The following is a 14,135-nucleotide window of genomic DNA, read 5'->3' on the forward strand; positions in this document are numbered from 1 at the left end:
TTTTTTCGATATAAACGTGTACCAAAAACTGCTCCCCAAAAACAATTATGTTACAATAAAACTGTACATCTACAACAGTGATATGAAGGAGGGTAAAGGACAAATGTCCCAAGATCGCATTTTTCAGTTAAGTGATATCATATCGTTCGATACGATGCAAGAGATCTTAAGTCACCTTTCCAATGTCACAGGTTTAACCACATTATTATCCGACAATAAAGGAATTGCTTTATTTGACGATGAAGTCAACTTTAACCCCTTGTGCCGCCGACTTCGCAATTCCCCCGCGGGTCATCTATGCGAAAAGTCGGACGCATATGCCGGTCTGGAAGCGGCACGTAGCGGCAAACCTTTTATCTATCGCTGCCACATGGGTGCGGTAGAGGCCGCAGTCCCTATCATTGTATGTGGAAATTATCTCGGAATCATTTTAACAGGGCAGGCGCGCCTTGATAAACAAGACATGGACAAACTCGAACAAATCGTGAAACCGGATACTAACCTCAAGTATTTACAGCCAGATTTACAGGAACTTTATGACAGGCATTATCAGAGTCTGACCCTTGTCTCGTTGAAAAAGTTTTTGTCTTATGCGCATCTTCTTTTTGTGATAGCCAATTACATTGCCGAAATTGGCTATCGTAATATTATTCAAAAGCAGCTTAGTGAATATGAAGTCAATCTCTTGCAAGAGAAAAACAACAATTCAGAATTGGAAAAAGGACTCGCTTTGCTAAAACTAAAAAACATGCAAGCACAAATGAATCCACATTTTCTTTTCAACACGCTCAACACCATCAATCAGCAAGCTATATTAGAAGGGGCTGTGGAAACGCCAAAAATCATTCATGCTCTATCTGCTATTCTGAGAAAAACCCTGAAAACATCCAACCAGATTTTAACTATTGAAGAAGAATTAAACTACATTAAAAACTATCTTTATATCAAGGAGTTTGTCATCAGAGGGCGCGTACAAATAGAGCTTCATGTAGATGAATCCTGCCTAGATGGTCAGCTTCCTATCTTTACGATACAACCGCTGGTTGATAATGCCTTGACCCACGGCCTGGAGCCAAAGGAAGAAGGCGGTAATCTTTCGATTTCGTTCGTAAGAGAAAACGATACCGTTACCATTCAGATAGAAGATACCGGTCTCGGCATGCCACATGAGGTATTGAAAGAAATATTGTTGCTCAAATCAAGTGAGCATACGAAAACCGTATCAATTGGAATAAATAATGTCATAAGAATACTAAATGACTATTTCGGAGCATCCTTCTCCTGGGATTTGAAAAGCATTCACGGCGAAGGAACCAAATTCACACTTCGTATTCCTTATCAGAAAAGGTAGAAAAAGTAATTCTAAGGAAGACCTATCAACGAGTAAAGTTAAAGTAGTAAAAACTACTGCAATCAGGAAACTTGTACATCAATTAAAACCGAAAGGCTAGAAAATAAGGTGTATATATTTTATTGGTAGGATGTTTTTCCGACTTGTGTGTTAGAAAAACATCCTTTTTCACTTTTTTACATATTACCTGCAGTATAGGTTGTTCAATTTGATAGATATGTGGCCATTTAGGTTTATCTTCTCTTAAGTCCCCAGGACTCAAAATAGACCACGTAAACCAGCATGACATAGATTAGCCAATCCATAAAAGTCAAGGGATCCCCCCCAAAAGAGCCGCTTACCGCAGGTTCATGTAAAAACCCGACGGCGAACCCTTGGGTATAGAAGACAAAGGTTATGAGAGACAGAACAAAGGTTATGACAAAACGTATTGTTCGATCTCTAGCGGCCCTACCCGTATCCGGATAATTGCCAAACATTAGTGCCCAAACCAGCACCCAGAAGACAAAGGTTACGCCCAGCTGAGCCGGCCACTGGTTAATCCCTTCTCCTAACTTGATTTGAACTTGCGCAGGAATCAGCCATGTTTTAAGTAAAAACAGGAAAAACCAGTAAATTCCTGTCCCTAAGATGAAGTTACCGAAGAACGAACCAATAGCTTGGGTCCAGCGCGAACGGAAAAGTGAGACCCATGGCCAGTTGTCAAGGATATTTGCCGTCATAAAGCAAGACACAATCACTGCGTAATACCAACCCACAACCATTGGAAGTGGCATCACCACATTGTCTTGTTTAGCCCAAGTTGCTACATTAGGATAAATCAAGACCAAGTAACCGATTAGTGTTAAGGCCAGACCAAGCAAAATTTCACCAATACCTACGACTGGCTGCTCTAATTTTAAATCGCGCCAGGGCCAGTGGCCCCAGTTACCAGCAAACATCCCCCACATATAGAAGCCTATCAATACTATCATGCCACTCGCAGTATACCCCGGTGCCGAAGGACCCCCCAATGTAAAAGCCGGATCCATGCTTCCATAACCAAAACCTAAAACAAAAATAGCTATTAATGCAATACCTGACCCGACAATTACTGATACTAACCCTTTCAATGGCTGAGTTAGCCTGTTCAACGGCCACATTTCCCAGCAGAAAGCGAGAAATACTGCGGCTAAAATTGACCAAAAGAGGAATAGTCCGAACGGTTGCGGGTAAAGGTTAGTCCCACTGACTTTGGGATCGATCAATAAATACCAGAGTAGAAAGCTTATGACCAAAGTAATAATCAAGTTAGCCGTGCCAAAGGCCCAACTGCCTAATACCAGACCCTTTTGATGGGTTTTCACTTCAAGCTCTGAGGAAGTACCCCTTATGTTTGCATCAGCCACTTCGTTACTCATATTCTCCCTCTTTTCTGATTTTCTCAAAACTTTACTTCGCAAAGGAGGGGGTTAACCATACACCTTTGCCACTTCTTCTCCGCTAAGTACTCGGATTGCGCCCTCCGCCAAAGCGCCGTTTTCGTCCTCGCCTGGATAGACAAGAACAGGTGCAAAAAGCTTGACACGAGCTATGATCAAATCTGTCATTTTGCTTGAATATGCAATTCCACCTGTTAACACAATTGCATCGACTTTTTCGCCAATGGCAGCCGTATACGCCCCGATTTCCTTGGCAACCTGATACCCCATTCCCTCAAAAATCAAGGCTGCTCTCTTGTCTCCCTGTTCCATCAGTTCTTCAACCTGGCGCATATCGGTCACTCCCAAATAAGCCGATACGCCTCCACCACCCATAATCATACGCAGAATTTCCGGTTTGGTATATTTCCCGCCAAAACAGAGCTCCACCAGTTGAGCTGCAGGAAGTCCACCCGACCGTTCCGGTGTAAAAGCGCCTTCGCCTTCAACCCCATTGTTTACGTCTATCACGCAGCCCTTATGATGCGCTCCTACAGTAATTCCTCCACCGAGATGCGCCACCACCAGATTGCACTCGTCATACCGTTTTCCCAAGTCCCGTGCTGCCCTGCGGGCGACAGCCTTTTGATTCAGCGCGTGAAAGGTAGTTCTCCGTTCAAAAAGCGGATTACCAGATAAACGGGCTACCGGCTCCAACTCGTCCACAACGGCAGGGTCTACCGTATAGCAGGGAATAGAATGATTCTTCGCAAGGTCATAAGCAATCAGCGCCCCCAGATTGCAAGCATGTTCTCCGTATTTAGCCGCTCTCAAATCTGCCAGCATGGCTTCATTCACGAGGTAAGCTCCACTGACAAGAGGCTTTACCAGTCCACCTCTGGTTACTATTGCGTCAAAGCTAGCTACCGGCACGTTTATATTATTTAGCCACTCCAGGATAACTTCTTTACGAAAGGTAAGCTGGCTGCTTATATTCGGGAATTGCCGGATTTTCTCTATATCGTGCCGGATTGTATTTTCCACTGGTGGTTTGCCTTTGTCATAAATTGCAAGCTTTGTTGAGGTCGAGCCCGGGTTTATAACCAATATTTTATACATGCCGCGCTCACCTTTTTCTATAATATGTTGCATATCAATACGGCTTCATTACATAAATGCCGCCCACAATATTGCAGTTTTGTTCAGGAGCGAATTTTTATTCGCTCCTGAACTACAGACCATTTAAGCCTTCGGGATAATCTTCTCAGTATCGCTATGCGGACGTGGAATTACGTGAATGGAAACTACCTCGCCTACCTTCTGTGCGGCTGCGGCACCGGCATCGGTAGCTGCCTTTACAGCGCCAACATCTCCTCGCACCATGACGGTAACCAGTCCAGAACCGATTTTTTCATAGCCTGTAAGGGTAACATTAGCGGCCTTCGCCATTGCATCCGCCGCCTCAATTGCTCCTACCAATCCACGTGTTTCAATCATTCCCAAAGCTTCTTGTGACATTTATATTTCCTCCTTCATTTATTGTGTGATACGTAAATTTTGTATTTCGGTCACATCCCGGGTGCGTTAGGAACGGGTAATTGGAACTATCTCAATTCCCAAAGTAATGTGCAAAAAGGACACTGTTTCTTCCAATACGGTTTCCAGAGCACTCACCTGCCCTGCTACCATCAATGTACCAAGATAACGATCGGCGAACACCAGTTCCACAGGCGCCATTTTGGTGATTCGATCAGCTGCGATATATGCAACTTCGCTGGGGGTTACGGACAATATGGCAAATGCTGTTTTTTGCAGTCCGAGCATCTCAGTCAACTTAATATCCGGATTTGCAATCAGATGGCATAAAGAAACCTCTCTGCCTGGTACGTCCTCTGAAATGATACGGAATTTATCATCAACCATTGCAACTCCCCCAGCCGCTTTCATCCTTTAAGCCAGAATGCTCCCTTTCTCTACAGCAGAACCTCCACCTGGTCGCCGTCTTTAATTCCTGCCGCATTGGCTTCATCAACATCAATGTGAAGCTCAGTATTAAACTTGCCCGCCCTGATCTTGACATTGGATAAAATCACTGCCCGGTCTCCCATCGTTTTCACCTGCATCAAGTCGCTTTCTCTGATATGCAAATCGGCGGCCTCACGCGAATCGATATGGATATGTCGCCACGCAACCATAACCCCCATATTGTTGACAACAATACCCTTTGGACCAATCAGGGTCAGGGCGGGGGCCGGAGCAAGAACTCCGGAAATGCGGAGAGGCGGCACAATGCCCAGTTTAGGGCCATCTGAAGCCAATATCTCTATCTGAGTATCTTTTCTCAGCGGGCCAAGCACCCGTACCTTTTTGATAACGTCTTTGGGGCCAGCCAACATTAGGGTTTCCTTCGCTGCATAAAATCCCTTCTGCGAAAGCTCCTTCAATGGATGCAACTCATAACCTTCACCAAATAGAGTTTCAAGATCGGCTTGCGATAGATGAATGTGGTGATTAGAAACACGTACTGGGATAATTAACTGGTTAGAAATCTTACCAGTATTCATATATTTATTCACAATTTCCCTAACCAGCTCTTCTTGAATATGTGATGTTTGCAATATTTCTACCTCCAACGCACCTCAAAGGATCAAAAATACGGTTTTGCCATGGCCTCAGGCTCGCCCCCCATGGTACGAAGCAGCTTAATAGCCGTTTCCTTACCAGCGAGAACCGCCTGCTTGACTGCCCCGGAATCGCCGGTCACAAAGATAGTAAATTCGCTGGTGAAGCACGTGTTGTGCCCCGGAGAACAGTGCTTAACAATCTTTACATCCGCAGCTTTGACCGCCGCATCTGCCATCAGCATACCAACTGACGCAGGACATCCGTTGATGAGGCCCCATGCTTTGCCAAGCTCTGCACCAAAGTATTTCGCAAGTACATGGCTAGCTCTAGCAGTATATTGCACCTCTAAGAAGCCTGCTTCATTGCCGACTACACCTCCGAAGGCCCAACTAAGTGAATTAAGTGTGATTTCTACGGCACGCCTCGCATCAGAAACCTCTTCAGCACCAAAAACAATCAGGTTGCCATGGCCGCCGCCCCCCTTGGTGTCATTAGAGGTTTCAAAGATAATTACTTCTGTATTGCTGGCCTTGACCGCTTCATCCGCAGAAATTGCGTGCGGCCCCGCACCGGTTCTAGCGCCAATGATACCCAAAGAACGGTACTTTTTATCAATGCCCAGTATCTCGTGCAGGCTTTCGTCCAGATTGGCGATTACAAGTCCAATGGTATCTCCCATCGCAGTTCCAACAAATTCCGTCATGCCGCATTTATTTAGATCAACGGAACCGGCCATTTTAGGGGCTATCTCCTTGACTTCTTTTGCTGCATTTTGCGCCCGTAATTCATTTAACACCTGTTGAACAATTAACTCTTTATCCATGTTATTTACCTCCTATTTTGAGATAATCTAATGTCTCAGTTTATACCGCCTGCGGGATAATTTTTTCCGTATCGGTATGCGGACGGGGAATTACATGAACGGAAACTACTTCGCCAACCTTCTGTGCCGCAGCAGCTCCAGCATCCGTAGCCGCCTTCACTGCACCCACGTCACCCCGCACCATAACTGTGACCAATCCTGATCCGATTTTTTCGTAGCCAACCAGCAATACATTAGCAGATTTTGACATGGCATCTGCAGCCTCAATGCATGCAACCAGACCGCGTGTTTCAATCATTCCCAATGCATCCTGTGCCATTATGCTCTCTCCTTTCCTGGTGATTCCTTATTATCCACTGGTTAAGTTTGTCCAAACCTTCCAGTGTACGGCTGGAAATATAAAAATAGGGTTCCTTTACTCCGGCATCCGCTAATACAGCTTTTGCGTGTTCCAGTTTTGCCTCACCAAGATCTGTTTTACTGATGATCCCAATAACCGGTCTGGGAAAGCTCTGCGCAAAGCCAGACGGCAGCGGTTTCCCTTTTTGATCGGAACCAATCATCAGAAGCACACAATCCGCTTGCTGTGAACTGACAATCAAGGCCTGATAAAGCGTGGGATATTCCATATAAACACCAGGCGTATCAATGAGGTTGCCAACCGTCTTGAACATCTGTGTTGGTCTTGTCACACCCCAATAACCCACCAGGGCATTGCATAGTGTGGTTTTGCCGCTGCCAGACGGTCCTATTATCAAACATTTCATAATGCTACGATCGGGTCAGTTGCACTGTTTCAAAGCCCAATACCTTTGCCAGAAACAAATTGGCTTGTGTCAGTGCAGCTTCAAGGTTGCTGACACCCCCAGTGATAACCAGGGATCCGGTAAATCTGTCTACTACCACAAGTTCTATCGCCGCCGTCTTGATTGCGCAGTCTGCAGCAATGATGCTCGCCTCATACGGAGTAATTGTCATAATTCCGATGGCATTTTCGCTACACAGCCCCAGTTTGTTTGACAATCCGGCATCTGGATGAGCTATGAGATGGCAGAGCGTCACCTGCTTGCCAGGAACAGATTCTTGCACGATATGCTGTTTTTGTCCAAGCATGAAGCTCCCCCCGTCTCTTGCTACTTTGTTTTAACCGTAGTGCCAGCAGCGGCAGGAATGCCATAAGACTGGAATACCTCTGCCAACCCCCTGACCCTGCTCAAATAGGAATCCGGTTCGGTTAATTCAGAGCCTTTCATGGTATACTCCATGCCCAGAGCCTCATATTTTTCCACGCCCAATGGTCGGTATGGCAATAACTGGACTTGTCTCAGACAACCTCCAACATACTTGATAATGAATTCTGCGGTAGCTTTTATATTCTCATCATCGTCGTTATAGCCGGGCACTACAGGGAAACGAATAATCATCGGAGTGCCCTTTATAGCTGCATATCCGATATTACTGAGAATCAGTTTGTTGCTTACACCTGTGTATTTTCTATGCTTGGCGGAATCCATATGCTTGATATCCGTCATGAGCAAATCGGTATACGGCAGTACCTGATCGAGAACCTCAGTTTTGCAGTGCAGTTCGGATTCGACACAGGTATGGATACTAGCTCGTTTGCATTCCTTGAGCAAGGCTACAACGAATTCCCATTGCACCAACGGATCTCCTCCGGACAATGTAACCCCGCCGCCCGACTTCTGGTAAAACGACCGATCCTCCATAATCACCTTCATGAGCTCCGGAACAGTAACCTGTCGTCCAAAAATCTTCAAGCTGTCATTGGGACACGCTTTGGCGCAGGAAAGACAATTAAGGCACTTTTCTCTGTCAATAGCAACAACCTTATTATCTTCAACCGTAAGAACATTTTCCTTTGAAAGGGGGCACGCATTGATACACCAGCCGCATTTGTCTATTCCAATACAATCTCTTCTTCCATACACCCCCACCTCCGGATTATTCCTGATTCCTTCGGGGTTGCTGCACCAAAGACATTTGAGCGGACATCCTTTAAAGAAGATTTCCGTCCTGATACCTGGACCATCATGGACAGTGAACTTTTGCACATTCATAACCGTTGCTACAAGATTTCTATCATTAACATCTGCCATTGCGTCACCCCCTTTAAAAATAATTCTGTATACCATTTAATTGAATTCTTTGCGGCAGAAACAATCTGCCGCAAAGAATTATGTTGATAAAATTAATCAAACGAGTCGTATTCGTTTCTGCCAATCAGGTCATCCTGCAGCTCACGGCTTAGCTTTGTAAAGTATGCGCTGTAGCCGGCGACACGAACGAGCAGAGTTGGGTAGTTTTCCGGGTGAGCCTGCGCATCGCGAAGGGTAGCTCTATTGACAATGTTAAACTGGCAGTGCAACCCCTTCCTCTGGAAGTAGTCATCCACGTAGTGGATAAAGTTATCCCGGCCAGTTTCACCGGATACGCAAGCCGGTGAGAATCTGACATTGAGGAGAGTGCCGTTGCCCGCTCTAATGTGGTCGAGCTTTGCAGCCGACTTGGCCATCGCGGTTGGGCCCTTGACATCATGGCATCCAACAACAGTGTGAACCGGACCTACGCAGTTGGATACAGCTTCCTGAGCAAGACGCCCGTCTGGTGTTGCGCCTTGGACTCGTCCGATGCCGACGTTTGCGGATACGGAGTAGATACCCGGGTGATAGATGCCGCCTCTGGTGTTCTTATATTTGTCAACCTCGTTACAGTAAACGTCGGTTGCATATCTGGCAAGAACGTCAGCATAATCGTCATCATTGCCAAAGTGGTGAACCTTATCGCTGTTAATGAGGGTGTAAAGCGCCTCATAACCCTTCCAGTTATTCTGGAGTGCCTTGAGCAACTCTGCACCAGTGATCTTTTTCCCTTCAAAGATGAGCTGCTTTATGGTACACAAACTGTCGGCAACGGTTCCGACACCGATACCCTGTGGACCCGTAAAGTTATATCTTGCGCCGCCGGCAGTGACATCTTTGCCGTTTGCGATACAATCCTCGATGAGGAGCGATGCATATGGCAGGGGTTTCAGGCGGGCATGTGCGATTTCGCAGGCATTGATAAAGGTTACCATCTTTTCGACCCAGTATTCCATCTGAATCTCGTAGGCCTTCTTAACCTCCTCGATGGACTTGAAGTTAGCCAAGCTTCCGGTCTTGGGACCAAGGCTGCCGCCTGCACCCGCGCACTTTGCGAATCTGGAGCACGCAGGGGTACAGTCGATGCACCTGCCATCGTTGATGGCAAGCTCAAATACCTTCGGCATACTGAAGTAAGCCGCATCATGTTCCCCATATTCCAGCCCGCCGGAATCGATCTCAACGCAGCCAACAACCGCGTAATCTCTGGACTCGGCCAATGTTCTTCCGGCATTGAGGCAGTTTGGGATAATGCCTTCGTCGTTGAAAATCTTTGGCTGACCAGTTCCGACGCAGATAGAATTAATGACCTTCACCTTGTACTCCCACGGAGAATTTTCACTCCATCTGACGGCAAACCACGGGTCAGGAGTCTGGGTATGTGAATGGGCTTCTAGAGCCAGATAGGTAAGGTCATTGGTAGCATCATTACCTTCGGCGTCACAACCGCCGACTAGAAGGAGCGGACCACCTATGCCAAGCTCAGTGTTAAGTTCAGAGGTTGCATGGTCTCTCAGTCTCATTTGTTCAAAAATCTTGAGGTAGAGGTTTTCAATCAGCTCTCCGACAAATTCCTTATTAGTCTTGCCTTCTTTCATATCCTTTTCATAGAACGGATAGAGAACCTGATCGAATCGGCCGTAGGAAACGCCCTGGCCGTTGGATTCGATGAGGATAATCGAAGTTGCCATGTAGTAAAGCTGTATGGCTTCATAGAAATTTCTAGGTGGATTCTCTGAAACCCATTCGCAATTGTCGGCAATGGTCAGCAACTCCTGCTTTCTCTTGCTGTCAGTTTCCTTTGCAGCCATTTCGCGTGCAAGGTTGGCATATCTCATGTAGTAGTTCTTGACTCCGGTCAAAACGATGAGCTGGGCAACATAGAACTCTCTTTTCTCTAGGTTTTCGGGGACGGTGAGGTCAAGCTTTGTCATGCAATCGATTATTTTATTCTTCAATCCGCCATAACCGATTCCAAGGATAACCTGATATCTGGGGATGATGTGGCCTACGCCACCATAGAAAAAGAGGTTCGGGTGGAATACCGGTTTTGCACCAACACAGGAGCCTTTAGTCTCCTCATCACTAAGAAGGTTAAGGACATACTCTTCAATAGTCTTGCCCTTCCAGTATTCAGCGATGGAAAGAAGATTCCGTTCAGCCTCATCAGTCAACTCAAATTTGTCATTAACTCTTTTAGGCCAAGGGTGATTCTTCATCTCATCCACGATCCAGTTGTAAGAAAATTCCGGGAAAATGGATGATGCTCTGCACGGAGCAGCAATTTCGCCTACAAGCAGCTCGTCGTCGTGAATTGCAATCTTAACATTCTCAAGGACATGCGCAAGAATTTTTGCCTGCTTAATGATTTGGGGATCACCGTCATACATTTTGTACGCTTGGGTCGCAAGCATTGCTCGTTCATCGTCGACATAACGCTCAGTATCAAAGATCCGTTGGAGAATCTTGTTAATCCTCGGAAACGGAGAACCCAGCTTTTTACCAGTGTAATCCATGATTCCGTATACTTTGTCAAACGGCTCATTGCCGCCTGCTCCCAGCTTGCTCTGGTCGCCGGAGCCGAAGACTGCTGCGGTTGCTGTTGAAGGGCGACTGCCTTCGGACATCTGTTGCATAATTTTGCTAACGAGTTCCTCTACCTGTTTTGCATCCATAGCCTGCATAAAATTACACTCCTTCTGTTTTTAATTTGGTACCTGCTCATTGCGCTGCTGATTTTTCTGCAACTCTTGACAGTTACATCACCCTCTCGTCATGTTTTCACAGTATAACTAACTTCTTATCGAGCTACTGATACCTCCCCATGAAGTTCCTAGAACTTTAGATCAGGATGTGGTGAGGCAATGACCGACGTCGCAATGAGAAGACCCTCTTCTCCTATTTTGATTTCCGTTGTCCGAACTGCGGTCTGCACTGCCGTCAGCTCGCCACAGAGGAATACAAATCCTTTGCCGCCCATTCCCCGTGCCAATCTGATTTCCAGCAGGTTGATATTGGCATTCTTGGCTGCAGTATCCCCGGCAACAACTGCCGAGGATGCGTCAATGGTTTCAATTATACCCAGTGCGCCGGTCACAGCCGCCGTTGTGGTGGCAGTCAGCGCGGGCAGCACAGACGGGTGTACGTTGGGGATGACAAAGCTGGATATCGCAAAAGTGGGATCGTATCCAATTCCTCGTTTTACGGCAGACTCCACCGCACCTATGTCTCCCGTCACCATGGAAACGAATTTACCAGGACATAACACTGTTGCTTGGACCAACTCTACAGTTCCGTTTTTTAGCATAGCGTCCGTTGCTTCGAGCCCTCTTGCGACGCTTCTATACTCAATAAAACCGATAGAACTTTTCATCTGTTTATCACCTCGCTGTTTTCCTTTGCATCAATGCAGATTCTATCATCCAAAACTTTGGTGATCCGACCAGAAATGCTCGCATACAAGTTGCTGCCCAATGCGTTCTCAGTTGGGATTTTAGCAATCAGTTCTCCCGCTTCCACCCAATCGTCCTGGGCGACCACCGGCGCCGCCGGCGCACCAACATGTTGCTTGAGCATCAGTTCCACCCGTTTCGGATGATATTGCATACTTCGTATCTCAACCGGACTGCGATACTCTGTCAGACACAAACGGGAGAGCAACCGCTTGGTCGGAATGCGACGATAGGGGCGCCACTTGCTGACCGTGGCTTCCTGCCCCTTATATGGATTTTTAACGCCCTGTCGAGAAAGTTCTCCTTTAAGCATCTGGTTGACCCGCCTTGGGGAAAGCCCCATGGTACAGGCGTACATATCGCATGCACCGCACTCAGAGCATAATAACGCTTCTGCAAGTGGCGCCCCTTTGACCAGCCAGCTGTAGCTTGCAGATAAAATCGTACTATTAGGGTTAATATGATACCCAAGCAGGTTTCGGGGACACAAATCCGTACACATATGGCATTGGCAGCACATTGACTGTGCCTGTCGCAGGATAGCCGTGAGTGGTCTGAAATGATTGACAATCACCGGATTGGTCTCGGGCAGCACCAGCAGCCCCTTTGTCGTTTTGGTAACCGGCTCCTTTAAATCCCTGACCAGCTTTCCCATCATGGGGCCACCGTTGATGACTGCAAATTTTGTAATCGTCGGGCCGCCAGCCAGCTCAAGCATTTCTTCCGTGCTAACCCCCAGTGGGACAAAGTATGTACCGGGATTTGCCACCGCACCAGCCACGGTCACCCACTTTTGGCTCACCGGCCTGCCCTCTTCAGCCTCAGCAAGGTTCCAAAGGGTTTCTACATTAATAACGACTACACCGCACTCCAACGGAATGCCACCCTGTGGGATCTGCCGTCCTGTCGTCTCAAAAACCAACACATATTCATCTCCTGCAGGGTAGAAATCGCCCAATGGCTTCACCCGCAGATCTTCATACTCTGCCACTACACGCTCGGCCTCCGCAATGACCTCTTTATGCTTTGCCTTGATGCCAATGATAGCTTCCTTCGCGCCAAGTTCGAAGCGAACCCGCTCAAGCATAGCCGCAAGTCTAGCCGCATACTTCAAAATTAGAACTTGATCCACAGTTATAAGCGGCTCGCATTCAGCGCCGTTTACTACCAAATATTCGACTTGGGCGTTCAGCTTTACATGGGTCGGAAATCCAGCACCGCCAGCACCGACCACGCCTGCCTGCCGGGCTAGTTCAACGATTTTTTTGCCCAAATTCACACACCTCAACTTCCTTGTTTCTCTTTGCCATGAATTTGTTTACACGCCAGCGCAATTCCCAGTGGCGTAACCAGCAATGGCATTTCCGGCAAATAAACCTTTATTCCAGTTTCTTTTTCCATGAGTCCTGCAAACCCTGGAAAGGCACACGTTCCTCCGACCAGATACAGCGCATCGGTTTCATAGCCGTTCAAATGCTTCCTTGTAATGGACGCCACCTTTTCGAACACCGGCCTCACGACCGGCAACAAACTTTTCTGAAGATTCGGCTCCCGCTTTTTTGCTTCCGCTTCTTCGATGGATATTCCAAGTCCACCCGCAATCACCAAATCCAACTGGAACCCGCCTGTCGGCTCGTCGCCGGTGTAAATTACTCGTCCTTCCTTTATAATAGAGATTCCGGTTGTCCCTCCGCCCACATCGACGACCACACCGTTTTCAATGCCCAGTACCAGAGCTGCGGCTGTCGGCTCATCAATAATAGTTACGACCTCCAACCCTACGGCCTCAAGAATATTTTTTGTTACCTTACCGTTTCCGTTTTCAGTTCCAGGCGGGATGGCGGAGGCAGCTACGGATAAATCCATACCGAGTCGCTCCTGTAGGGTTTCAATTTGCCGACTCACCAACTGGACGGCATTAAAGTAGTCGACAACCATGCCTTCCCTGACCACATGAGCCGCAGTGATTTCACCCGCCAAAGGGTTCCCGTCGTTGTTAACAGCAACACTAATGACATTCGCCGTACCGATATCGACACCCAGATATACACAACTCTGCGTTCCAAGAACTGGTTTTCCACTCATTCTTTGTGCTAAATTAGATATTAAGGCATTAGCTTGCTCCAATTGACTCAACTCTTTTTGCCCCCTACAGCCGACTCTCTTTCATTTCCGTTTGTTGTGCACATTGTATCTCTCATTGCATCTATCGTCTTTGGATATAATTGCGTTTGATAATGCACCTTTTGTGATCTCATTTTCCACTTTTTAAGTAATTAACAAAGCGATGTTCACTTATTCATTTGCACCATTCCTTTATTGTCT

At 46.9% G+C, this 14,135-nt stretch carries 15 protein-coding genes; 1 reads left to right on the forward strand and 14 read right to left on the reverse strand.

Going from position 1 to position 14,135, the window contains the following annotated elements; translation table 11 throughout:
• Positions 1-103: 103 nt before the first annotated feature.
• On the forward strand, positions 104-1,351 hold the full coding sequence (locus Psch_RS12065; RefSeq protein WP_190240475.1) for a sensor histidine kinase: 1,248 nt from the start codon (positions 104-106) through the stop codon (positions 1,349-1,351).
• Positions 1,352-1,584: 233 nt separating this feature from the next.
• Here Psch_RS12065 and Psch_RS12070 read toward each other — a convergent pair whose 3' ends face one another.
• The 14 genes from Psch_RS12070 to eutJ form a co-directional block, all read right to left on the reverse strand.
• Positions 1,585-2,751, reverse strand: coding sequence for a hypothetical protein (locus Psch_RS12070; protein ID WP_190240476.1), 1,167 nt, complete (start codon positions 2,749-2,751; stop codon positions 1,585-1,587).
• A 51-nt stretch (positions 2,752-2,802) separates the two neighbouring features.
• Positions 2,803-3,870 (reverse strand): butyrate kinase, encoded by a 1,068-nt coding sequence (gene buk, locus Psch_RS12075; protein ID WP_190240477.1) that lies wholly within the window; start codon positions 3,868-3,870, stop codon positions 2,803-2,805.
• Between the two features lie 123 nt (positions 3,871-3,993).
• Positions 3,994-4,269 carry a propanediol utilization microcompartment protein PduA gene (gene pduA, locus Psch_RS12080; protein ID WP_190240478.1) on the reverse strand — a complete coding sequence of 92 codons (276 nt, stop codon included), beginning with the start codon at positions 4,267-4,269 and terminating at the stop codon, positions 3,994-3,996.
• Between the two features lie 66 nt (positions 4,270-4,335).
• The gene (locus tag Psch_RS12085) at positions 4,336-4,674 is read right to left on the reverse strand and encodes a BMC domain-containing protein (RefSeq protein ID WP_206663771.1); all 339 of its coding nucleotides are present in this window, start codon (positions 4,672-4,674) and stop codon (positions 4,336-4,338) included.
• Between the two features lie 50 nt (positions 4,675-4,724).
• Positions 4,725-5,369, reverse strand: a complete 645-nt coding sequence (gene pduL / locus Psch_RS12090) for a phosphate propanoyltransferase (RefSeq protein WP_243124071.1) — start codon at positions 5,367-5,369, stop codon at positions 4,725-4,727.
• A 29-nt stretch (positions 5,370-5,398) separates the two neighbouring features.
• A complete protein-coding gene (pduB, locus tag Psch_RS12095; RefSeq protein WP_190240480.1) occupies positions 5,399-6,199 on the reverse strand; it encodes a propanediol utilization microcompartment protein PduB in 801 nt (266 codons plus the stop codon).
• A 40-nt stretch (positions 6,200-6,239) separates the two neighbouring features.
• Complete coding sequence (eutM, locus tag Psch_RS12100) at positions 6,240-6,518, reverse strand: ethanolamine utilization microcompartment protein EutM (RefSeq protein WP_190240481.1); 279 nt, start codon at positions 6,516-6,518, stop codon at positions 6,240-6,242.
• Entirely contained in the window at positions 6,490-6,966 is a 477-nt protein-coding gene (locus Psch_RS12105) for a EutP/PduV family microcompartment system protein (RefSeq protein WP_243124073.1), read from the reverse strand. Before Psch_RS12105 ends, eutM begins: the two co-directional genes overlap by 29 nt.
• 4 nt (positions 6,967-6,970) lie before the next feature.
• Positions 6,971-7,312 (reverse strand): BMC domain-containing protein, encoded by a 342-nt coding sequence (locus Psch_RS12110; RefSeq protein ID WP_190240483.1) that lies wholly within the window; start codon positions 7,310-7,312, stop codon positions 6,971-6,973.
• A gap of 20 nt (positions 7,313-7,332) precedes the next feature.
• Positions 7,333-8,316, reverse strand: coding sequence for a glycyl-radical enzyme activating protein (locus Psch_RS12115; protein WP_190240484.1), 984 nt, complete (start codon positions 8,314-8,316; stop codon positions 7,333-7,335).
• Positions 8,317-8,408: 92 nt separating this feature from the next.
• Positions 8,409-11,042 (reverse strand): glycyl radical protein, encoded by a 2,634-nt coding sequence (locus Psch_RS12120; RefSeq protein WP_190240485.1) that lies wholly within the window; start codon positions 11,040-11,042, stop codon positions 8,409-8,411.
• A gap of 149 nt (positions 11,043-11,191) precedes the next feature.
• Positions 11,192-11,731 carry a BMC domain-containing protein gene (locus Psch_RS12125; protein WP_190240486.1) on the reverse strand — a complete coding sequence of 180 codons (540 nt, stop codon included), beginning with the start codon at positions 11,729-11,731 and terminating at the stop codon, positions 11,192-11,194.
• A complete protein-coding gene (locus Psch_RS12130; protein ID WP_243124160.1) occupies positions 11,728-13,089 on the reverse strand; it encodes a 4Fe-4S dicluster domain-containing protein in 1,362 nt (453 codons plus the stop codon). Before Psch_RS12130 ends, Psch_RS12125 begins: the two co-directional genes overlap by 4 nt.
• 5 nt (positions 13,090-13,094) lie before the next feature.
• Positions 13,095-13,946: an ethanolamine utilization protein EutJ gene (eutJ, locus tag Psch_RS12135; RefSeq protein WP_190240488.1), complete on the reverse strand. Its 852-nt coding sequence runs from the start codon at positions 13,944-13,946 to the stop codon at positions 13,095-13,097.
• Positions 13,947-14,135: the final 189 nt, after the last annotated feature.

It is taken from the genome of Pelotomaculum schinkii, from assembly GCF_004369205.1.
GTDB classification, from domain to species: domain Bacteria; phylum Bacillota; class Desulfotomaculia; order Desulfotomaculales; family Pelotomaculaceae; genus Pelotomaculum_C; species Pelotomaculum_C schinkii.